At 64.2% G+C, this 20714-nt stretch carries 19 protein-coding genes; 13 read left to right on the top strand and 6 right to left on the bottom strand.

From position 1 onward, the window contains the following. On the top strand, positions 1–203 hold a 203-nt coding region (locus tag GXY33_15175; GenBank protein ID NLX06479.1), incomplete at its 5' end, for an IS630 family transposase. A 19-nt stretch (positions 204–222) separates the two neighbouring features. On the opposite strand, the gene GXY33_15170 is transcribed toward GXY33_15175, so the two are convergent. Both GXY33_15170 and GXY33_15165 read right to left on the bottom strand, forming a co-directional pair. Then, the gene (locus GXY33_15170; protein ID NLX06478.1) at positions 223–894 is read right to left on the bottom strand and encodes a protein-L-isoaspartate(D-aspartate) O-methyltransferase; all 672 of its coding nucleotides are present in this window, start codon (positions 892–894) and stop codon (positions 223–225) included. Between the two features lie 8 nt (positions 895–902). Continuing rightward, the gene (locus GXY33_15165) at positions 903–2531 is read right to left on the bottom strand and encodes a radical SAM protein (protein ID NLX06477.1); all 1629 of its coding nucleotides are present in this window, start codon (positions 2529–2531) and stop codon (positions 903–905) included. 262 nt (positions 2532–2793) lie between these two features. Here GXY33_15165 and GXY33_15160 point away from each other — a divergent pair, with 262 nt between their 5' ends. Continuing rightward, on the top strand, positions 2794–3096 hold the full coding sequence (locus GXY33_15160; protein ID NLX06476.1) for a hypothetical protein: 303 nt from the start codon (positions 2794–2796) through the stop codon (positions 3094–3096). A 63-nt stretch (positions 3097–3159) separates the two neighbouring features. Here GXY33_15160 and GXY33_15155 read toward each other — a convergent pair whose 3' ends face one another. Next, on the bottom strand, positions 3160–3657 hold the full coding sequence (locus tag GXY33_15155; GenBank protein ID NLX06475.1) for a MarR family transcriptional regulator: 498 nt from the start codon (positions 3655–3657) through the stop codon (positions 3160–3162). Positions 3658–3917: 260 nt separating this feature from the next. Here GXY33_15155 and GXY33_15150 point away from each other — a divergent pair, with 260 nt between their 5' ends. The 4 genes from GXY33_15150 (at position 3918) to GXY33_15135 (ending at position 8914) form a co-directional block, all read left to right on the top strand. Beyond that, entirely contained in the window at positions 3918–4799 is an 882-nt protein-coding gene (locus GXY33_15150; protein ID NLX06474.1) for a hypothetical protein, read from the top strand. A gap of 384 nt (positions 4800–5183) precedes the next feature. Then, positions 5184–6755 carry an ImmA/IrrE family metallo-endopeptidase gene (locus GXY33_15145; GenBank protein NLX06473.1) on the top strand — a complete coding sequence of 524 codons (1572 nt, stop codon included), beginning with the start codon at positions 5184–5186 and terminating at the stop codon, positions 6753–6755. Positions 6756–6949: 194 nt separating this feature from the next. Beyond that, a complete protein-coding gene (locus GXY33_15140; protein ID NLX06472.1) occupies positions 6950–7831 on the top strand; it encodes a sugar phosphate isomerase/epimerase in 882 nt (293 codons plus the stop codon). A 15-nt stretch (positions 7832–7846) separates the two neighbouring features. Continuing rightward, positions 7847–8914, top strand: a complete 1068-nt coding sequence (locus GXY33_15135; GenBank protein NLX06471.1) for a Gfo/Idh/MocA family oxidoreductase — start codon at positions 7847–7849, stop codon at positions 8912–8914. 60 nt (positions 8915–8974) lie between these two features. Here the strand turns inward: GXY33_15135 and GXY33_15130 are convergent, their stop codons facing one another. From GXY33_15130 to GXY33_15120, 3 genes are all read right to left on the bottom strand, one after another. Continuing rightward, positions 8975–9799: a helix-turn-helix transcriptional regulator gene (locus tag GXY33_15130; GenBank protein NLX06470.1), complete on the bottom strand. Its 825-nt coding sequence runs from the start codon at positions 9797–9799 to the stop codon at positions 8975–8977. A gap of 184 nt (positions 9800–9983) precedes the next feature. Then, on the bottom strand, positions 9984–10712 hold the full coding sequence (locus GXY33_15125) for a PEP-CTERM sorting domain-containing protein (protein ID NLX06469.1): 729 nt from the start codon (positions 10710–10712) through the stop codon (positions 9984–9986). Positions 10713–10812: 100 nt separating this feature from the next. Beyond that, positions 10813–11514 (bottom strand): FadR family transcriptional regulator, encoded by a 702-nt coding sequence (locus GXY33_15120; GenBank protein ID NLX06468.1) that lies wholly within the window; start codon positions 11512–11514, stop codon positions 10813–10815. 293 nt (positions 11515–11807) lie between these two features. Here GXY33_15120 and GXY33_15115 point away from each other — a divergent pair, with 293 nt between their 5' ends. The 7 genes from GXY33_15115 to GXY33_15085 form a co-directional block, all read left to right on the top strand. Next, positions 11808–12539 (top strand): SDR family oxidoreductase, encoded by a 732-nt coding sequence (locus GXY33_15115; protein ID NLX06467.1) that lies wholly within the window; start codon positions 11808–11810, stop codon positions 12537–12539. Positions 12540–12548: 9 nt separating this feature from the next. Continuing rightward, positions 12549–13838 carry an FAD-dependent oxidoreductase gene (locus tag GXY33_15110; GenBank protein NLX06466.1) on the top strand — a complete coding sequence of 430 codons (1290 nt, stop codon included), beginning with the start codon at positions 12549–12551 and terminating at the stop codon, positions 13836–13838. A 129-nt stretch (positions 13839–13967) separates the two neighbouring features. After that, positions 13968–14684, top strand: a complete 717-nt coding sequence (locus GXY33_15105; protein ID NLX06465.1) for a TetR/AcrR family transcriptional regulator — start codon at positions 13968–13970, stop codon at positions 14682–14684. Further along, on the top strand, positions 14681–15940 hold the full coding sequence (locus GXY33_15100) for an efflux RND transporter periplasmic adaptor subunit (protein NLX06464.1): 1260 nt from the start codon (positions 14681–14683) through the stop codon (positions 15938–15940). The genes GXY33_15105 and GXY33_15100 overlap by 4 nt, the downstream gene beginning before the upstream one ends. Continuing rightward, positions 15937–19107 (top strand): efflux RND transporter permease subunit, encoded by a 3171-nt coding sequence (locus tag GXY33_15095; GenBank protein NLX06463.1) that lies wholly within the window; start codon positions 15937–15939, stop codon positions 19105–19107. Before GXY33_15100 ends, GXY33_15095 begins: the two co-directional genes overlap by 4 nt. A gap of 199 nt (positions 19108–19306) precedes the next feature. After that, positions 19307–19636 (top strand): DUF3147 domain-containing protein, encoded by a 330-nt coding sequence (locus tag GXY33_15090; GenBank protein NLX06462.1) that lies wholly within the window; start codon positions 19307–19309, stop codon positions 19634–19636. 399 nt (positions 19637–20035) lie between these two features. Next, positions 20036–20714: biotin/lipoyl-binding protein (locus tag GXY33_15085; protein NLX06461.1), on the top strand; the 679-nt coding region annotated here is incomplete at its 3' end.

Here is a 20714-nt window from a genome sequence, read left to right as displayed (position 1 = left end):
TCCGCCGCTGGTGCCGCCGGAACAACATCCATCTGATCTGGACGCCCACCAACGCCTCATGGCTGAATCCCATCGAATGTCACTTCACGCCGATCAAACGCTTTGTGCTCGAAAACACCGACTACCATGGCCACGACGAACTTCGCCGAGCCCTGCAACGCTACGTCACGTATCGAAATCAGCACGCTCGGGAAAAACGATAGTGAGTTTATGGAAACGGCACTAGCTTTCAGGCCAGCCCTGATTGCCGCGGAGTTTGACGAAGCGGCACGCGATCACCGGCTGACGCCGGATCGCTTGCCCATCCTTTCGGATCTGCAGCAGGGTCTGGCTGTCCTCGGGTCCGACGGGAATGACCATGATCCCGCCGTCGGTCAGTTGCTCGACCAGGGCCTCGGGAACCTCCGGCGCCCCGGCGGTCACCATGATCCGATCGTACGGGGCGTGCTCGGGCCAGCCGAGGCTTCCGTCGTCCACGCGATACTCCACGTTGACCAAGCCCAATTCCTCCAGCACGCTCCGCGCCTCAGCCGCCAGTTCCGCCTGGCACTCGACCGTGTAGACCCGGCCGGCCAGCATGGCCAGAAGGGCCAGTTGATAGCCCGAGCCGGTCCCGATCTCCAGCACGCGGTCGTCCGGCCCGACCGAGAGCTTCTCGGTCATCAACGCGACCATGTACGGCTGGGAGATCGTCTGATCGCAGCCGATGGGCAGGGCGCGGTCCTCGTAGGCCTGATCGCGCTGGCCCGCCGGGACGAACCGCTCGCGCGGCAACTCGCCCATCGCGCGAAGCACCCGCGGATCGCGGACGTTGCGGGCCTCGATCTGCCACGCCACCATCTGGGCCCGGGCCCTGGCCCACGGATCGCCCCGGTTGTCGTTCGATGCGTTCATACCACCGGTCATCGGCGACCGGCTGAAATTTCCGAAGCGGCCGGCGCACCGGCGGTCGCCGGAATCGATGCGCCAATCGGCCGCGAACACGCCCGCTCCACCCGCTCGCGGAAATTCGGTCCGCAGTTGTACGTGCAGAACGGATAAAACCGCCCGTCGGGCGCGGCGTAGTGGATCACGCACCGCTGCACCCGTGGCAGTTGGTAATTGTAGACGTCCTGGAAGTGCATCGCCACCATCAAGAGGTATCGCCATCCGGTTTGTTTGACGTCCTCGATCCGCGCCGTGTTGTCCGGATAGCGCCGGCGGAAGTCGACGAACGCGTTCATGAAATCCAACAGCACCCTGGTGTCCCAGCCGTCGGGTGCCTGGTCCGGCCGGAACATCGCGGGCAGGTCGTTGAGCGCTCGCATCAGCGTGAGCTTCTTGAACCATCGGCGCTGCCCGAGCTTTGCCGCCAGTTCGTGCATCCGGCCCATCAAAGCCTCGACGTCGATGAACTTCGGGATCGGATACCCGCGCCGCCCGTCCCGGCCAACCACCACATAGGTGCCCAGCCCGCAGTGCCGATGGCACGAGACAGCCGCCTGGCGCTCGCCGGTGATCGCCTCGACCAGCTTCGAGAACGGCTCGACGAACGACAGCGTGTACCAGTCGCGGTCCATCGCGACCTCGCCGCCGGTCTGCTCCTCCAGACACCGGGCCAGGTCGGCGTTGGTGAAACGCATGGCCAGGCGCTGCTGGAAGTCAATCCGCCCGGTGAAGACCACCGGCTGCCAACTGATCGCAGCCACCGCGTCGATGTGCTCGAGCGCGAATCGGTAGATAGCGCCGATCTGGTGGTCGTTGACTCCGCGGGCGACGGTCGGCACCAGGCAGATCTGCATGCCCGCGCCGGCGATGTTCTCGACCGCCCGCTGCTTGAGCTCCCACAGCGGACGGCCGCGGGTCCGCCGGTACACCTCGTCGCTGACCCCGTCGAACTGCAAGTAAGCCACGTTGAGCCCAGCCTCCGAAGCGGCGCGGGCGAAACCCGGATCGCGGGCAAACTTCAAGCCGTTGGTGGCCGCCTGGATCTGGGCAAACCCCGCCTCCTTGGAGATCCGCAGAACCTCCAGAAAATCCGGATGCACCGTCGGCTCCCCGCCGCTGTACTGGACGCACGGCGGCGCGTCGCCATAGGCGGCCACGCTGGCGTCGAGCATCCGGCGAATCTGCTCGACCGTCACCTCGTAGACGCGGCCCGACCGATTCGCGTTGGCGAAGCACACCGGGCAGTCGAGGTTGCAGCGGTTGGTCAGGTCGATGTTGATCATCATCGCCCGGCTGCGGTGCGACGGGCACAACCCGCAGTCGTTGGGACAGCCGTTCTTCGACGCGACGTCCTGATGCTCCAACTCCGCTGGGTATTCCCAGTCCCAGCGGTCCATCTTCTCGAAGAACGCCGCGTCGGAACTGATCAGTTCCACGAACTCCCCATGCCTCGGACAGCGCTTGGCCATCCAGACCTTCCCCTCGCGTTCGTACAGCTCGGCCGGAAGGACCTCCAGGCATTCGGGACAGATGCTCGTGGTCTTCTGAGGCAGTCCCGGTCGGCCCACGTCCCCGTTGCCGTCCGCAGCGGAACCCGCTCCCATGTGATCCTCCTTTGTCCTGAACCCCACCAAAGACAAAGCGGCCGCAAGGCCCGGTCCCCGGGAATCATCCCGGCAAAGAGGTATGCGGTTGCCCGTTCACGGAAAACCCCACCACCGGGCATTATAGAGGGTGTTGCTCCGGGATGAAAGACCCAATTCGCCACGGGTCTCCAGCCGCCCAGCGGCCGGGGCGGCCCGGAGAAGGCGGTTGAACCGGAGCGAAATCCTGCTAGAATCTGTATTTGTGGAAAGAACCCGCGGAATGACGAGTGGAAGGATTTGGCTTGGGGCGGTGCTCCTGGTGTTGCTGGCCGGCCTGAGCGGATGCGCCGAGAGCCGGGACACCGGTCCGCCCCGCTACTTCTTCGACGGCTCGAACCCGACCGCCTACGGCTATAAACCCCAGCGGGAAAACAGGATGCAAAGCCGCGTGATCCGCAGCGACCAGCAGCGCCTGGACCTGTTCTGGTGGTGGCCCAAGGGCGAAAAGGCTAAACCGCAGGAACCGCCCTCCAACGTCTCCACCACCGTCACCCCGCAGGGTGGCGACAAAGCCGCCAAGTAATCGGGGAAACGCGAACGCCCCCTTCTCGCCACCGGTGGTGGACAAACCTCTCCGGAAGAAGGGCTACTTCTCGCCGCCCAGCCGTTCGGACATCAACGCCCCAAACCGGTCCAGCAACTTGATCAGCTCCCGCTGTTCCGTCTTGGACAGACTGGCCAGCAGTTCCATGTTCGCGTCGAGGCGAAGCTCGCGGTAGTCCTGATAGGCCTTGCGGCCCTGGGCGGTGACGGTCACGTCGATCCGCCGCTTATCCTTGGGGTTCAACTGGCATTCAACCATCTTCTTGCCCGCTTTGGCCTCCAGCGATCGGATGATCCGCGACATCTGGGCCGGCTGAACGTTAAGGGCCTTCTGCAGCGTCCCGACCGTGCACACGCCGTGACCGACCAGCGTATCCAGCGTGGCGAACTCGGGTTCGGTCAGGTCGTTGGGATCATCGGTGCGGTTCTTGTGGCGAAGGGCCCAGAACATCAGGTTGAGCTGGAAGATCCGCTCAGCGAGCCGCCTCAGATCGTCGCCGGCGTCCGTGCTCGTCTGACTTGCGGAGGTATCGGGCGACAACGCAAACTCCTCTCGAACGGCTGATGGTTATGATGACTACAAATTTTATAATAACCACTTAATTGACGCACGTCAAAGGAATTGTTGTACGGTTATAAGTTCAAGTCAAGAAAGCGGCCGAATTCCGCCCCCCTCAGGCCCAAACGACGGTTTGGACTTGCACTGACGAGCCGGGCGGCGTAAAGTATGCTCCAGGCCGGGGCAAGCGGCCCGCTCGACCGGTCTTTCCGCAAGTGGCTTTCCAGAAAGGACTAACGTATATGGCGCGCGACGGGAACATACCGACCCTGACGGTGACGGCCCACTGCCTGCCCGAGGCGTGGGAGAAGGCAGTGCTGGCGGTCTGGAAGCACGGCGTCGAGGTGCGGACCGAGTACGACAAGCCCGGCGATCCGCTCAGCCGCGACGCCACCGTCATGATCACCGTCGCCAACCCGTTCAACGAGCCGCGAATCCACAAGAATTTTCCCGGCGGACCGGAGGAGCTGGAGGCCTATCGCCAGGAGGTCTGCGACGGGATCCACGACCACTGGATCAACCCAGCCGAGGACAAGTGGACCTATACATATCACGAGCGGCTGTTCGCCTACAGCCCGACCAATGACCTGAGCCGGGCCGACGGCCCCAAGCCGTTCGCCGCGGTGGACCAGATCGCCTACGTCGTCGAAAAACTCTCCCAGACCTTCCACACCCGTCGGGCTCAGGCCATCACCTGGATGCCGACCGCCGACCCGCAGACCTACGACCCGCCCTGCCTTCAGCGGCTCTGGTTCCGCATCATCGACGACGAAGCCGGCGCCGCCGTCCTGAACATGAACTCGCACTGGCGAAGCCGCGACCTCTACAAGGCCTGGTACATGAACGCCTACGCCCTGACCGACCTGCAGCGGCAGGTGGCCCAGCGCATCAGCCAGAAGATCGGCCGGCCCGTCAACGTCGGCCGCTACGTCGACATCGTCGACTCCCTGCACATCTACGGCAGCTACTTCCGCGAAGCCATGCCCGAAATCAAGAAGATGGACGGAACCGACTTCCACGAACGCGCCTGGCCCAGCGACCATCCGGCGTTTGCCATGATGATCGAAGAGGCCCAGAAAAAGCTGGCCGAAGATCCCGACTGGTACGCCAAGGGACGCGGCTAAATTAGATCACCTTGAAGATACAAACACAGAACTATATAATAATGATAATGGGGCAGTCATTCTTATGGGGCCGGCTTCGTGAGATATGAGGGCAACCCAAAGCATAAGGATCCCTGGCAGCCTGGCCGAAAGGGGTCCCGATGTCCGGAAGACGTCACGCCAAGGTTGGCCCGGGAATTGTTGGAGCGAAGCGAGGTGGCAGGCGACAAACGGTATGCCTATCACCAGGGCCGCGCCTTTTGTGCGCAACGGCATGGAACGGACGTTTGGCACGGCTATCCGGTGGGATGGGTCGAAGTCCCTCAAACCGTTCGGGAGAAATGGGAACACCAAGGCGTCGTTAACCGACGCGATATCAAAAGGTTCTGGAACTAGGACGTTCGAATGGCGGATCGCTGGGGAAAGATCAAGGGCGACAACACGTTCGCTCTGCGAGTGGAGTTTCGGGACGATCCCGACGCCAACGGTTTCGTCTCCCCCGAGATGCGCGCCAGTTGGGGGGCTTTCGAAATCTGGGTCAACGGGGTGAACCTCTGCTCGCATCTGGAAGAAGGCGGCATCCTGCCCAGCGTCTCCTGGCATCTCCTGCCGCTCTTCGAGTGGCTGATCGAGAACTGGGACGCCCTGTTGCACGAAGAGAGGCTGCCCGTCCGCAACGTCGAAAGCGACGCCTGGTCTTCCATACAGAGAACGGCTTTCCCCCCCTACTTCGTCGAAAAGGACACCGGCAGGCTCAGCGCCTGGGAACAGGCATGGTCGAGCTGGTGGCGGCGACACGCTCTGCGTGCCGCCCGTGACGGAGGCTTGTTCCCCGACGTGGTCTTCCGACGCCTTCGGGATGACATCGAGGTATCCTGGGGGCCGACCCCTTTGGCGGGCATGCCCGAACACTACCGCTTCACCTGCGATCGGGGCCGTGCGACGGTTGCCCCCGAAACGGTGGCCGGGGTGCTTTTCGACGTCTTGTCCAGCGCGATCGACCATCTGCTTGAGCGGCTGCCTGAGTCCTCGACGCTCCGCGAACTCAGGCGACGGGTCACCTGCCTTTCGACGACGGAGACGGATCGTCGGCTCATGTGGCTGGCGGCGCTCGGCGCCGATGAGCAGACGATGCAGACCCGGTGGCGCGCCATCAAGCAGCGGATGATCGAACGCTTCAACGGCGCTGCGGACGCCCTTCTCGCCGCCAAGACCGGTCCCGACCACCTTGTGATCAGCGACTCGGGAGACGCCGCCCTCATGCTCGCCTCGGCGGCGCCGGACATTCAGGAATCGGATGCGGTGACGTTGGCCCAATACGTGGTTGATCTGTCGCGAATGGGCCGTGAATCCGATCGCTTGTGTCCTCTGGAACGTACGCCTCCGCCGCCGTCCTACCAGATTCGCCCATGGCAGCAGGGCTACGAGTTGGCAAAGGATTTTCTCCAGGCCCTCGGCGCGGATCAGGAGTCAGCCCCGCTCGACATTGCCGGGATCATCAGGGACCTTGGCATCGACGCGCAGGAAAGGATGTTGATTACGGATTCGGTTCGCGGTCTGGCGGTGGCGTCGCCCGATCACCAGCCGGGGATCCTCGTCAACACGACGCACGCCTATAACCGGCACGGACCAGGCAAACGATTCGGATTGGCCCACGAGCTGTGCCACATCCTCTACGATCGTTCTCGTGGCCGCCGGCTTGCCCTGTCCAGCGGTTCGTGGGCGCCCGAGGACCTCGAGAGCCGGGCCAACGCCTTCGCGGCGATGGTGTTGATGCCGGAAAGGCTTGTGGAAAAGGCCGTTTCTCACGCGACCGAACCCATCAACTCGAAGGCCGGCGTACTCGAAGTGGCTCAGCGGCTCCAGTGCGGCTGGCACTCCGTGTTGTGGCACCTGCGGAATCTCGGCTACATCGATACGGACGCCCGACAACGCGTTGATCGCGAGGACTATCCTCCGGATATCGACGGAAATTGAAGATGCCTCCGTAACCCTCTCGCGTTTGCGGTGTCCCCCTCTTGTCAAACAACCCTTCGCGCAGCGGGTTGGGCGGGGTTCGGCGCGGTGGGCGCTGCCGGCGCGGGCGGGCCGTCCGCCGTTGCACCATTATCAACTGGAAAAGGCTGGCGGCGCGCTTTACGATCTTCGCCGGTTCCATCAAGGAGAAGATGATGAAGACGTCGCTGATCACCAGTATCTACGGGCGAAAGGGCGAAATCCGGCCGATCGAGGAACTGATCCCAGCCGTCGCCGCGACCGGGGCCGACGCGATCGAGCTGTTCGCCGAGCGAAACTACGGTCCGGCCAACCGGCACGCGGGCCTGAGCATCCCGGACGAGCAGGTCCGCAAAACCGGCGAACTGGCGGCCCGCCATGGTCTGGCGATCTCGGCCGTCTCAGCCCACTTCCCGATGATCGCCACCGATCCGGCCCTTCGCGCCGAATACCTGGCTGAGTACAAAAAGTGCATCGACCAGGCGGCGATGATCGGCGTGCCGTTCGTCCACGGCTTCAGCGGCGACCCGGACGCCGCCAATCCGATCGTCCGCGACGAGCCCAAGGCGTGGGAGCTTCTCCGCGAGACGTGCCTGGAAGTCCTCGACCACGCCGCTAAACGCGGCGTCGAGTTCGGCATGGAGCCGGTGGTCAATCACCTGGTGCACGGGCTGGCCTCGTGCGAGAAGATGTTCGAGACGGTCGGACGCGACGACCTGTACATCAACTACGACCCGATCCACCTGTACCTTGCCGGCAAACCCGACGATCACCTGACCTTCATCCGCCGACACGGCCGGCGGATCAAACACGTCCACGTCCACGATGGCTTTGGACCCGGTTCGTTCGACTGGCAACAGTATCAGCGGACGCTCGAACCGAAGTGGACCAACTTCAAAGCCCCCGGCATGGGCGAGCTGGACCTGCCGCGGATCATCGACGAACTCCGGCGGGCCGGCTACGACGGGTATCTGTCGATCGAACACATCGGCTCGGGCTACGAGATCGTCGACTACGTGACCTGGCACTACAACCGCATGATCAAAGGCATGCTCTAAACAAGGAAACGACCCATGGCGCTCACGATCGGCCTCGTCGGGGCGGGTTCCATCAGCTACCCGCACGTCCACGCCCACACGAAGAACCCCAACGTCGCGAAGGTGGTCGTCGCCGAGATCAGCGACGCCGCCCGCCAGCGCCTCTGCGGGCGCTACGGCCTCTCCGGCCTCAGCGACTACCGACAACTGATCGACGATCCGGCCATCGACCTGATCGACGTCTGCCTCCCCTCGCACCTGCACGAGGGCGTCTCGATCGAGGCGCTGCGGGCGGGCAAGCACGTGATCTGCGAAAAACCGCCGGCCCTCTCGGTCGAAGGGACTCAGCGGATGATCGCCGCCGCCCACTCCGCCAAACGGCGGCTCTTCGGCGTGCTCAATCAGCGATTCATGCCCATGCACGAACAGGCGAAACGGCTTATCGACCAGGGGGCGATCGGCCGCCCCATGTTCATGACCAGCTTCATCCTCGGCAATGAAATCGACCGCATGAACGATCCGGACCACTGGAAGGGCGACCGCGAAAAGTCCGGCGGCGGCGTGCTGATCGACTCGGGCATCCACCACATCGACCTGATGAGGTTCCTGCTCGGCGAGGCGGCTGGCGTCTCCGCCGTCACCAAACGCTTCATGGTCAAGCCCGCCCACAAGGAGGAGGACAGCGCGTTCGTCACCATCGAGTTTGAAAACGGCGCGGTCGGCACGCTGGCCGCCTCGTACGCCATGACCGAACTGCCCTGGACCGAACCCAAGACCATCTACGGAACCGAAGGCACCCTGGTCATCGACGACAGCGGCGCCAGTCCGCTGACGCTGGTCAAAGCCGCCAAGAAAGCCGTCTGCGACGACGGCTTTGTCCGGTGCCAGGCGATCGAGCGCTCCGCCGTCGCCGTCCCGACCGTGCCGACCGACAACGACAATCCCCTCTGGTACTACTCCATCGGCCGATGCCTCGACGACTTCATCGACGCCCTGGTCCGTGACCGTCAACCCGCCGTCGCCTTCGAGGACGGCCAGGCCGCCCTCGCCGTCGTCGCCGCCGCCTACCAATCGCAAAAAAGCGGAACCCGCGTGACGCTCTGACGGGCAATGGTAGGGCGGGAGGTTCTCGCCGCAGGCGAGGTTCACCCGCCGTTCGGCCTCTCATGACCGCGAAAGCTGCTGACGCCGATACGTCCGGGGCGAAACCCCCTCGTACCGGCGGAACAGCCGCGAGAAATAGAATGGATCGGCGAACCCGACCTTCCCCGCGATCGCCTCGATCGGCAGCGACGAGAACAGCAGATGACGCTTCGCCCGCACAATCCGCCGCCGGTTGATGTAAACCGTCGGCGGCTCGCCCATCACCGATGAAAACAGATTCGAAAAGTACTTCTCGCTCAAATGCAGCCGGGCGGCCAGCTCGCCGATCCCGATGGACCGGTCGAGATGCTCGTCGATGAACCGGATCACCCCGACCAGCCGGGACATCCGCGACATCTTCTCCCGAACCGCGTCGAGCCGGCAGCCCTCGAAAAAACGCGCCAGCAGATCGATCAGAACGGCGGTGCTCCGCAGACGCGCCGCCGCCTCGTCGCGGTTAAAGCACCGGATCAGCTCGCCGAACCGCTGCTCGCCGTCGGCGATCCGAACCGTCAGACGCGACGGCGCCAGCAGTTCGCACAGATCGACGCAGCCGGCGTAGTCCGCGCGGAAGTACGTCCAGTAGAAACTCAGGCCCGCCGGCTTCTCGAACCGCGCCGCCGTCTCGGTCGGCACGAGAACGCACTGCTCGGCCTTCAAGGGGATGGTCCGGCTGAATAGGTGGACCGCCCCGTCGCCCTCTTTGATCCACAGCAGCCGGGCGAACGGCGATTGGACCGTGTACGATTCCTCCCGCTCGATCGTCTCCCACGACGCCTTGTACAGACGAAAACTCGTCCCCCCCAAAACCTCGTCCAACATGTCCTCGCAGCGGTGTTTCGGCATATATCGAACCGGCCGGCGCCCAAGGATCTTCTATCACCGGACCTGCGGATTGTCCAGGTCTTTCGATCCGGCGTCGATGGGACTGGATTGAACCGGTAAAAACAAAAAGACGCGTGGAACGCCGGCCGATCGTTTTGGGATCAGCCGCTTTCCACGCGTGCCTTTTCAGCGGAGAGTAACCCGGCTAAACCCGTCGGCGAAGCAGCAGGCCGCCGAAGGCCAGCAGGCCGATCGTCATGGGCTCGGGCACCTCGACGATCTGGAAGCCGTTGAAGTAGCTGTACGAACTGCCCGTCGAAGAAGCCCGAAGGGTGAACTCAGCCAGATTCACGTTCGAGAACTTCACGTAGTTGGCGTCGTTGGTCCCGTCGGACAGCACGAACGCGGAATCCGCTCCCATCGTCAATTCCGATCCGACCGCCGAGAACGACGTGCCGTCGATCGCGAAGGTCTGATAGTTGTTTGTCACGGCGGCGCTGTTGTAGTAGATGTACACGTCGTACGCCGCGTAGGGGATATAACGGAATTGAGCGAGGGTATCGGTTCCCGACTGGTTATAGACGTGCCCGGACAGGAGTTTGTTGTCCGCCTCATTGGCCATGGCTGCGGAATATCCGGGCCACGGTGATTGAGGCGTGTAATTCGTGGTGTAATACATGGTGAATTCCGCACCGTTCCAAGTACCGGCATCGTCGTGCATGCCCATCCAGGCGCCCGAGGGGGTGGTGGAATCGTTCCACTTGGCCGCGGGGACCACACCGGCCGTAAAGCTGTTGCCTGGTACAAGTTCGGGGCTCAGGAAGTTCTCACTCACGGTGACGATATTCATGCTGATCACCCCGTCGGCGTGGGCCGACGCGCCCAACGCGCCCAACAATACCATTGCCAAGACAAGCACGCTGCCTTTGAACATGTTCTTCCTCCTTACAGAAAGCCCAGAGCGGCTGTTTCGAGGCACGTTCCTCGGTGCCGCTCGCAATACCCCGGTCAAGACGAACGATGTGACGTCTCGGCTAATCCGCCGGCCGGTAATGCCGGGCGACGAACTGCGCCGTCAATTCCAGGTGCCTGGCCATGTTCTCGCGGGTCTCATCGGGCGAACGCCGCTTGATCGCCTCGAGAATGATCTGATGCCGGTCCGCGGGATGGGCGGCCCCCGACACCGTCAGCGTCTGACGACGCGCCGCCTGCAACACGCCCATCAGCGGTTCCAGAATGATGCGGAAAACAAGGTTGCCCGTCGCCTCGGCCAGCAGGTTGTGAAACCGAATGTCCGCTTCGACCATCGCGTCCAGATCATCCTTCGCCAACCGCAGATCGTCGATCGCCTGCTGCATCGCCTCAATCTGCTCGGGCGTCGCCCGCTCAGCCGCCAGGGCGGCGATCTCGGTCTCCAGATGACGCCGAACTTCCAGCAGGTCCATCAAGCCGTGATCCTTCCGCATCAGAAGGACTTCCAGACTCGCCGAAACCGCCTCGGGATTGCCGCCCCGATACCGCGGCGCCTTGCCCTGGGCGATCTCCACCAACCCCCGCGCCTCCAGCACCCGCATCGCCTCGCGGACCACCGTACGCGACACCCCCAGCTCCTGGGCCATCTTGCCCTCGCCGCTCAGCACGCTGCCCGGTTCGTAGCCGCCCGCGATGATGCTGCGCTGAAGCGTATGCACCGTGTCATCCAGAAGACTCGTTTTCGCCAGCGGTTCCAGCTTCATGATTACCTGTCACATGTACTATATGTGACAGGTTGAGTCAAGGAAAAAATCACCATCAGTGATGGAAGCCATACGAATCGGGTCTGCATCGGTAAATACATTAATTTAATTTATACTATTAAGTGCCAATTAGGAGCGACTCGCTCGATCGCCTATACCTCTGCAACACGATGGTGCCCGAGCGGGTTCCGCACGCCGGCCTGGGAATCGTCCAGCTTTCTCGGTCCGCCGTTCATGGCGGCCGGGGCTGTGCGCCGGTATGATCGAACGCAACGCCATCTGGAGGACGGGCTATGAACGAATCGCTCAAGGGCAAAACGGCGGTGGTCACCGGGGCGTCACGCGGATACGGGGCGGGCATCGCCAGGATGCTGGCGATGCGCGGGGCGCGGGTCTGGATCGCCGCGCGAAGCCAAGCCGACCTCAAACGGGTCGCCGCCGACGTGGGAGCCGAACCCATCGCCGCCGATGTGACCAGCTCAGCCGATTGGGACCGGCTCTTTGCCGCCGTGCTCGACAAGTCGAAGCGGCTGGACATCCTGGTCAACAACGCCGGAGCCGGTGTGCAAATCGCCGAAATCGCCGATCAGACCGACGAGCAGATCCGCTCCTGCATCGACGTGAACCTGACCGGGGCCGCCTTCGGCTCGCGCCGCGCCGCCGCCCAGATGCGAAAGCAAAAATCCGGCACGATCGTCAACGTCTCATCGGTTTGCGCGGTCGAGGCCTGGCCGCAGTGGGGCGTCTACGCCGCCGCCAAGGCCGGCCTGGTGCAACTGACCCGCTCGCTGTACGTCGAGCTTCGCCCGCACGGGGCGCGGGCGACCTGCGTGATCCCCTCATGGGGCGATACCGAATTCCTGCGGGCGGCCAAGCTCGAAGGCTTTTCGCCCGAGGTGGCCGAAAAGTGCATCAAACCGGACGAACTGGGCCGGATCGTGGCCGACGTCTGCGCCCTGCCGGCCCACCTGGTGGTCCAGGAGATGATCGTCTGGCCGCTCGTCCAGGACGTGAGCCCGCTGTAGGAATAATTCATGTACGACTGCGACGTATGCATCGTGGGCGCGGGCAGCGCCGGGATCGGCGCCGCCGTACGCGCCGCCGAATCCGGGGCCAGTGTGATCCTGATCGAGAAGAACCAGCGGATCGGCGGGACGGCGGTCAATGCCTGGATCAACGGCTGGGAACCCTCAGCCGGCGGCAGCGGCCTGGCCAAAACCATCTGGCAAACCATGCTGCCGCACCATCCCAATCCGCTTGTGCCCTACGAATCCACCCTCCGCGGCGCGCCGCCGGAGGTCCGCTGGTCGCTGCCGTTTCCGGTGGACCTGTACGTCTGGGCGGTCGAAAAACTCTTCGGTCAACACCCCAACCTGCGGGTGCTGACCGATACCCCGTTCGTCGCCGCCCAAGTCGCAGGCACGCGCGTCCGGCACATCGTCGTGGTTCGCGACGGACAACAGCACCGCATCGCCGCCCGCGTATTTATCGACTCCTCAGCCGACGGCAATCTCTGCGTCGCCGCCGGCTGCCAATGGCGGTTGGGCGAGGACGCCCAATCCGATTTCAACGAACCGCACGCCCCGCAAACCCCTCAGCGGCGGCTCAACGCCCTTGACCTGATCTACGCCGTCCAATACACCGGCGAAGACGTCCCCTTCGACCTGCCCGACGACGTGGAACCCGGCCTGCTGGACAAGGACGCCCACGTCCTGGAGTGCCCGCCCGGCTACCGGACGATCAACACGTGCGGCTCGATGGCGGGCATCCGCTGGATCGACGAGGACCGCGGCGCGCTGCTGGCCGAGGCCAGGCGGCGGTCGCTCTCGCACTTCGACTACTTCCGCCGCCGCGATCCGTGGTATCGCCGCTGTCGTTTTATGGGCACCGCCCCGCAGATCGGCGTTCGCGAAACGCGGCGGATCGTCTGCGAGTACACGCTGACCGAGCACGACGTGATGACCGGGTACGACCGGCAGGATCACGCGGACATGGTTGCGATTTGCGACCATCCGCTGGATGTCCACGGTCAGGGGCATCTGCACCAGTGGCTTGACCGGCCGTACGGCGTGCCGTATAGGTGCTTGATTCCCAAGGGGTTGGAGAATCTGTTGGCAGCGGGCCGCTGCGCGGGCTTCAGCCACATCGCCGGCTCGACGTGCCGTTTGAGTCGGACGATGATGGCCCTGGGGGAAGCGGCGGGCCTGGCTGCTAACCTCATGGTTAGCCGCAACTTAGGCGCACTGGAAGTTCCTTTCTCGGAACTCCTGGCCAAACTGATCATCGACGACCGCCCTGATTTCGTTCCCCTGCCTCGTCTATAGGTCAGAGCGTGTGCTGTTCCTCCCTCGCGTTGCGAAGGCAACTGTTAACACAGTGCAATAATTCGCTTAACGTCGTTGACAAAATGAACAGTGATTAGTATGATTACCATATCAATTGAGGAGTTCGATATGGGAACTCGGGAACGACGGGAACGGGAGAAGGACGCGGTGCGTCAGAAGATCATGGACGCCGCGCGGGAGCTGTTTGTCCAGGAGGGGTACGAGGCGGTGTCGATCCGGCGGATCGCGGACGCCATTGAGTATTCGCCGGCGGCGATTTACGTTCACTTCCGGGACAAGGCGGACCTGATGAAGGAGCTCTGCGGTCAGGATTTTGAGTCGTTCGCGGACGCGATGTTCGCGACGGCCGACGAGCCGGACCCGGTGGAGCGGATTTGGTCGTGCGGGGCGGTGTACCTGAATTTCGCGATCGAGCACCCGAATCACTTCCGGCTGATGTTCATGACCAAGCCGTCGCCGGAGACGATGGAGACGGACGAGCGGAAGCTGGACGAGCGGGGCCGGGGCGATCCGCAGCGGGACGCGTACGCGTTTCTGGTTCAGAACATCAAGGAGGCCATCGCTTTGGGCCAGATTCGGGAGGAGTTGCAGGCCGATCCGGAACTGGTCGCCCAGGTCTTGTGGGCGTGCATTCACGGGATCGCGGCGTTGCACGTGACGCGGCCGGAGGACGACCGGTGGCTTCACTGGAGGGGGGCGGAGAACTTGCGTGAGACGATGATGCGGGCGATCCTGCAAGGGGTACTGCGGGAGCCAGGGCCGTCCGAGCCGGACGCGCCGAGCGCCCGCGACGGGGTCAGCGGACATGGAGAGCACCACAGATGACAACCACCACAGAGAACAACGAGAGATCGACCACGGAGGCCGCAGCGGTTCGCGTGCGGAGCGGACGGCGCGGGCGGTGGATCGCGGCGGGGCTGGTGCTGGCTGGGCTCGTGCTTGTGGGTCTGGTGGCTTCGATTCCCACGGCGAAGGAGAGCGTTCCTCCGGTCGAGCCGGTTCCGGTGAACGTGACGGTGCGGCCGGTTTCGCCGGTGGCGGAGTTGGCGGACACGTTCGTGCTGCCCGCGGTGGTTCAGCCGAACGCGGTGGTCAAGGTGGCTGCGGAGGTTTCGGGGCGGATCGAGGGTTACGGGGTTCGGGCGTCGGAGGCGAGCGGTCCGCGCGGCGTTTTGCCGGCGGGCAGCGAGATCGCGGAGGGTCAGCCGGTGAGCGCGGGCGATCCGCTGGTGATTCTGAATCGGGAGCTGCTGGAGGCGCAGCGGGAGCGTGTGGCGGCGCAGCACGCGTACGACCAGCAGGAGTTTGAGCGGATCAGGGGGTTGCACGAGCAGAACGTCGCGTCGGAGACGGAGCTCAACGAGATGCGCACCCGTCGCGACGTGAGCAGGGCCCAACTCGATGAAGCGCAGCGGATGCTGGCCCGCACGACGATCACCGCCCCCATCGGCGGCATCCTCAACGATTGGGTCATGGAGCCGGGCGAGTACGCTGCGCCCGGCGAGGTGGTGGCTGAGATCGTCGATATCGACACGGTGAAGGTGCAGGCCGACGTGTCCGAGCGGGACGCCGACTTCCTGCGAGTCGGCCAGACCGCCGAGGTCCTTCGGCGCGGCGAAGAGGCTGCGCCGCTTACCGGCACGATCACGTACATCAACGCGGTGGCCGACGAGGCGACGCGCACCACGCGGATTGAGGTGACGGTGCCCAACCGGATCGAGGCGGAGGCCGGATCGGGGGAGGGCGGGTACCGCCTGCGGAGCGGCCAGATCGTCAACGTGCGTCTGACCCGCCGGGTGCTTCAGGACGTGATCATGGTTCCGCTGGCGAGCGTGATTCCGCTTGAGGAGGGCAAGGAGGTCTACGTGGTTCGGGAGGGCAAGGTCGAGCGTCGGCCGGTGGAGTTGGGGATCATCCGGGGCCTGAACATTCAGGCGGTAAGCGGGTTGGAGCCGGGCGAGCTGCTGATCGTGGCGGGCCAGCGTCTGGCGAGTCCCGGCCAGCCGGTCCACATCGTGCCGGCGGACCCGAGCACGCAGAGCGCCCTGCAGACCGTGAAGGCGGCGGGAGACGCGCCATGATGATCTCGAACGCCGCCATTCGCAATCGGATCACCGTCGCGGTGCTGACCGTACTGATCGCCGTGTTCGGGATCTACAGCTACGTGACGCTGCCGCGCGAGGCGTCGCCGGACGTGCCGGTGCCGTTCATCGTGGTGACCACGGTGTATGAAGGCGTGGCTCCGGCCGACGTCGAGTCGTCGGTGACGATGAAGATCGAGAAGGAGCTGGCGGGCCTCAAGGGGGTCAAGGAGCTCCAATCGACCAGCGCCGAGGGCATGTCGATCATCACGATCGAGTTTTTGCCGGACGTGAAGGTGGACGACGCGATGCAGTACGTTCGCGACCGGCTGGACCGGGCCAAGGCGGAGCTGCCCAACGAGGCAGAAGAGCCGAGTCTGATGGAGATCAACATCGCCGAGTTCCCGATCATCATGATCAACGTGTCGGGCGACGTATCGCCGGTGGTGCTCAAGCGGATCGCGGACGACCTGGAGGAGGCGTTGGAGACGGTTCCGGGCGTTCTGAACTGCGACGTGCTGGGCGGGGTGGAGCGGGAGATCCGGTTGGAGATCGACCAGGACCGCCTCAGCGCCTACGGGTTGACCATTCCCGAGATTCTGAGCCTGATTCCCTCGGAGAACGTCAACATTTCGGCGGGCGGGTTGGAGACTCCGGGGACCAAGTTCAACGTTCGGGTTCCGGCGGAGTTCGTTCAGCCGGAGGAGGTGGATCAGTTGGTGATCGCGGTTCGCGAGGGCAAGCCGATCCACCTGACGGACGTTGCCCGCGTTCGCGACACGTTCAAGGACCGCGAGGGTTTTTCGCGTTTGTGGACTCCGGCGGCCGGTCCGGACGGCGTGGTCCGCCTGGCGGGCGGCGAGACGATCACGGTGACGGTTCAGAAGCGGGTGGGGGAGAACATCCTGCACATCGCCGGAGCGGTGCGGTACGTTCTGGACGAGTTTCGGGCCCGTGTGCCGGCGGGGGTGCGGTTCGACATCACGCTGGATCAGTCGGACGACATTCGGGCGATGGTGGCGGACCTGGAGAACAACCTGGCCTCGGGCATGGTGCTGGTGATCGTGGTGCTGCTGCTGTTCCTGGGTTGGCGGCCCAGCCTGATCGTGGCGGTCGAGATTCCGCTGAGCATGCTGCTGGGATTCGTGGTGCTGCAGTTGCTCGGTTACACGTTGAACATGATCGTGCTGTTCAGCCTGGTGATGGCGGTCGGCATGGTGGTTGACAACGCCATCGTGATCGTGGAGAACATCTACCGGTACTACACGCTGAGCGGCAATCGGGTCCAGGCGGCGATGGACGGGGCGGCCGAGGTCGCCTGGCCGGTGATTGCCTCGACGCTGACGACGGTGGCGGCGTTCGCGCCGCTGCTGTTCTGGCCGGGCATCATGGGCTCGTTCATGATGTACCTGCCGATCACGCTGATCATCACGCTGATCTCGTCGCTGTTTGTGGCGTTGGTGATCAACCCGACGCTCAGTTCGGTGTTCGTCACGGCGCGGCGGCAGAAGGACGGTCGGCCGAGCCGGTTCATGGCGGGTTACCGGCGGTTCCTGGAGACGGCCCTGGCCCACCGGGTCGCCACGGTGTGCCTGACCGTGTTGCTGCTGATCGGTCTGGGCGTGCTGTACGGCAAGCGTGGCCACGGCATCGAGTTTTTTCCGGACATCGACCCTCGCCGGGCCATCATCAGCCTCCGAGCTCCGCAGGGGACGAACATCCACGAGACCGACCGGTTGGCCCGGATTGTCGAGGAGCGGCTCGGGCCGTTTGCTTCGGACTTTCAGCGGGTGATCACGAACGTCGGGTCGGGCGCCGGTTCGGACGGGCACTTGGGCGGCGGCAGTTCGGGCGAGCACCTGGCCGCGGTGACGCTGGAGTTTCACAAGTACGAGACGCGCCCGCGTCCTTCGGCGCGGGCGATGGCTGAGATTCGGGCGGCCCTGACGGATATTCCCGGGGCGGAGATCAAGGTTTCCAAGGAGGAGGAAGGCCCGCCGACCGGGGCGGCGATCACGGTGCGCCTGGTGGGCGAGGATTTTGCGGAACTGGAGCGGATCAGCGGGCGTGCGCGTCACCTGATCGCGGACGTGCCGGGCCTGGTGAACCTGCGGAGCGACCACGAGGCGAGCCGGCCGGAGCTGTCGTTCCGGGTCGACCGTCGTCGGGCGATGCTGCTGGGGGTGAACACGGCGGTGGTCGGGAACTTCCTGAAGACGGCGATTTTCGGCAGCGAGGTGGGCAAGTACCGCCAGTTCAAGGACGAGTACGACATCACGGTTCGGCTGCCGGTCGAGCAGCGGGAGAGCATTGACGATCTGTTTCGTCTTCGGGTGCCCAACACCCGGGGCGAGGCGATTCCGTTGAGCTCGCTGGGCGAGTTTCACTACACGGGTGGGTTCGGGACGATCAGCCGGATCGACCGCAAGCGGGTGATCACGCTGACGGCGGACGCCGAAGGTCGCTTGGGCACGGAGGTGCTGGCCGACGTGCAGGCGCGTCTGGCCCCGCTGAGTGATGAATTGCCGTTGGGCTACCAGATTCGCTACGCGGGGGAGAAGGAGGAGCAGGACAAGGCGCAGGCGTTCCTTTCGAAGGCGTTCATTGTGGCCATCCTGCTGATCGTGCTCATTTTAGTGGCCCAGTTCAACACGCTGCTGGTGCCGGGCATCATTATGACGACGGTCGTGTTGTCGCTGGTGGGGGTTTTGGGCGGGCTGCTGGTTCACTCGATGCCGTTCGGGATCATCATGACCGGGGTCGGCGTGATCAGTCTGGCTGGGGTCGTGGTCAACAACGCGATCGTGCTGCTGGACTACACGCGGCAGTTGCGGGACCGGGGGATGGGGTTGATCGAGGCGTCGGTGGAGGCGGGCGCGACGCGGCTGCGGCCGGTGCTGCTGACGGCGATCACGACGATTCTGGGTCTGATCCCGATGGCGACGGGCATCAGCTACGACTTTCACAGTTTCGCATGGAGCACGCGCAGCGAGTCGAGCGAGTGGTGGGCGTCGATGGCGATCGCGGTGATCTACGGGTTGGCGTTCGCGACCGTGTTGACGCTGGTGGTCGTGCCGACGCTTTACGTGGCGTTCGTTCGCACGGCGGAGCGGGTCGGTGAGTTCTGGCGCCGGCGGACCGCCGAACCGCAGCTTGAACCGGCGTAGGAACCGGCGCGGGCGCGGCGGTGGACAGCTGTGTCAGACGAGGCGTGCGGCGACCATCTTCCGGTTGCAGGACGGAGATTCCCGCCTTCCGCGGCCTTGTTCGCGCCGCGTGGCAAGATGGGCTTGAGTGCGGGCGGGAAAGAGGTATGATTACGGCCTTTGGTTTGTCGAATCGGTGTTTTTTTGCGGACAACGAACCATGGGCGAATTTCTCATGTATTTTGTCATCGGCGGGCTGGTGGTCAGCGGCACGGTGATGGTGGGGGCGCGGGGGCACGGGTTTCTGGCGGCGTTCGTCAGCCAGTTTCCTTCGATGACCGTCCTGACTTTTTTTCTGATTTACCAGGCGGGCGGCAAGGCGCCGGTGATCAGCTACGCCAAGGGCTTTCTCTACACGATTCCGCCGTGGCTGATGTACGTGCTGGCGGTGGTGATGCTGTGCAATCGGATCGGAATCTGGTGGTCGCTGGCGATCGGCGTGACGCTGTACGTGGGGTTGAGTTTCCTTTTCCTGTATCTAAAGCCGTAGGGCTGCACGCCCGTGATGGCGTGGACGTCGGTTTGCCGGCGGCTTGGTTATCGGACGCGCTCGGCGGGTCGGGTGAAAAAAGGCGGCGTGTCCTTTTTGCGGTTGTGCCGTTGATGCGGTTGGGGCTTGGCGTTTGGGCGGGGGCCTCGCCGCCCGTTGACCGCACGTCCATGCCTTACAAATACTTGCAGGACACCAGGAGCCTTGCCCGCCGGTCGGCCGTCGTTGTGCCAGCGCCTGCAGCTCGCGCGTATTCGCCCCTGCGGAATCCCCTCACAGCGTCTGCGGTTCGGTTCGATATTCTATTAGAGGGTCTTTGCGGGCTCTCGGCGGGGAAGGAAGCAGGGTGTCGTTTCGAGTGCGCGAGCGCGCAACGGTTTTGTGAAGCGAGCGTGAGCTATGGCGGATTCATCACTCTGCTGGGCGAGGGCAAGAGGCAAGGAGCGCGTCCTGTTTTGGGCGGGCGTTCTGCTGGTTGTGGCGGGCGCGAGGCCGGTGTGTCTTGCCGATTCGGTCGAGGCGATCACCAAGCCGAGCGGCGACGCGGCCCTCTCGTTCGTGCGGGCTGGGCGGGTAACTCAGGTGCTGGTCAAACCGGGCGAGGCGGTCGGGGCCGGTCAGGTTCTCGTCCAGTTGGACGATCGGGCCGAGCGTGCCCATCTGGCGCAACTGAAGGCGCAGTCGGAGAGTACGCACAAGCTGGAGATGGCGCGGGCTGAGCTGATCCGAAAGAAGGAGGATCTCAAGCGGATCGAGGCGGCGGCGAAGGACAACGCGGCTTCGGACCTGGAGGTCATCTACGCCCGGGTCGATCTGACGATCGCGGAGCTTTCGCTGGCGCTGGCTGAGTTCGAGCACGGCCAGGACAAACTCAAGTGGGAGGAGGCGGAGATTCTGGTCGGTCAGATGCAGTTGGCGAGTCTGGGCGACGGGATTGTCGAGAAGATCCTTCCCGAGCCGGGGGAGTCGGTGGATGAACTGGAGGCGGTGGTCCGGGTGGTGGTGATCGACCCGCTGTGGATCGACGTGCCGGTTCCGCTCTGGCGGGCGCGAGGCCTGAGGCTGTCCGGGGTTGCGC

This window comes from Phycisphaerae bacterium, from assembly GCA_012729815.1.
GTDB lineage: Bacteria > Planctomycetota > Phycisphaerae > JAAYCJ01 > JAAYCJ01 > JAAYCJ01.
This window is presented reverse-complemented; position numbering and strand designations above follow the sequence as displayed.

Excerpts from the sequence above, each read along its gene's own strand:
- GXY33_15120 (NLX06468.1), bottom strand. The coding sequence starts at position 11,514 with ATGAAGCTGGAACCGCTGGCGAAAACGAGTCTTCTGGATGACACGGTG.
- GXY33_15170 (NLX06478.1), bottom strand. The coding sequence starts at position 894 with ATGAACGCATCGAACGACAACCGGGGCGATCCGTGGGCCAGGGCCCGG.
- GXY33_15110 (NLX06466.1), top strand. The coding sequence starts at position 12,549 with ATGTACGACTGCGACGTATGCATCGTGGGCGCGGGCAGCGCCGGGATC.
- GXY33_15130 (NLX06470.1), bottom strand. The coding sequence starts at position 9,799 with ATGCCGAAACACCGCTGCGAGGACATGTTGGACGAGGTTTTGGGGGGG.
- GXY33_15100 (NLX06464.1), top strand. The coding sequence starts at position 14,681 with ATGACAACCACCACAGAGAACAACGAGAGATCGACCACGGAGGCCGCA.
- GXY33_15125 (NLX06469.1), bottom strand. The coding sequence starts at position 10,712 with ATGTTCAAAGGCAGCGTGCTTGTCTTGGCAATGGTATTGTTGGGCGCG.
- GXY33_15135 (NLX06471.1), top strand. The coding sequence starts at position 7,847 with ATGGCGCTCACGATCGGCCTCGTCGGGGCGGGTTCCATCAGCTACCCG.
- GXY33_15115 (NLX06467.1), top strand. The coding sequence starts at position 11,808 with ATGAACGAATCGCTCAAGGGCAAAACGGCGGTGGTCACCGGGGCGTCA.
- GXY33_15090 (NLX06462.1), top strand. The coding sequence starts at position 19,307 with ATGGGCGAATTTCTCATGTATTTTGTCATCGGCGGGCTGGTGGTCAGC.
- GXY33_15095 (NLX06463.1), top strand. The coding sequence starts at position 15,937 with ATGATGATCTCGAACGCCGCCATTCGCAATCGGATCACCGTCGCGGTG.
- GXY33_15150 (NLX06474.1), top strand. The coding sequence starts at position 3,918 with ATGGCGCGCGACGGGAACATACCGACCCTGACGGTGACGGCCCACTGC.
- GXY33_15165 (NLX06477.1), bottom strand. The coding sequence starts at position 2,531 with ATGGGAGCGGGTTCCGCTGCGGACGGCAACGGGGACGTGGGCCGACCG.
- GXY33_15140 (NLX06472.1), top strand. The coding sequence starts at position 6,950 with ATGAAGACGTCGCTGATCACCAGTATCTACGGGCGAAAGGGCGAAATC.
- GXY33_15160 (NLX06476.1), top strand. The coding sequence starts at position 2,794 with ATGACGAGTGGAAGGATTTGGCTTGGGGCGGTGCTCCTGGTGTTGCTG.
- GXY33_15105 (NLX06465.1), top strand. The coding sequence starts at position 13,968 with ATGGGAACTCGGGAACGACGGGAACGGGAGAAGGACGCGGTGCGTCAG.
- GXY33_15145 (NLX06473.1), top strand. The coding sequence starts at position 5,184 with ATGGCGGATCGCTGGGGAAAGATCAAGGGCGACAACACGTTCGCTCTG.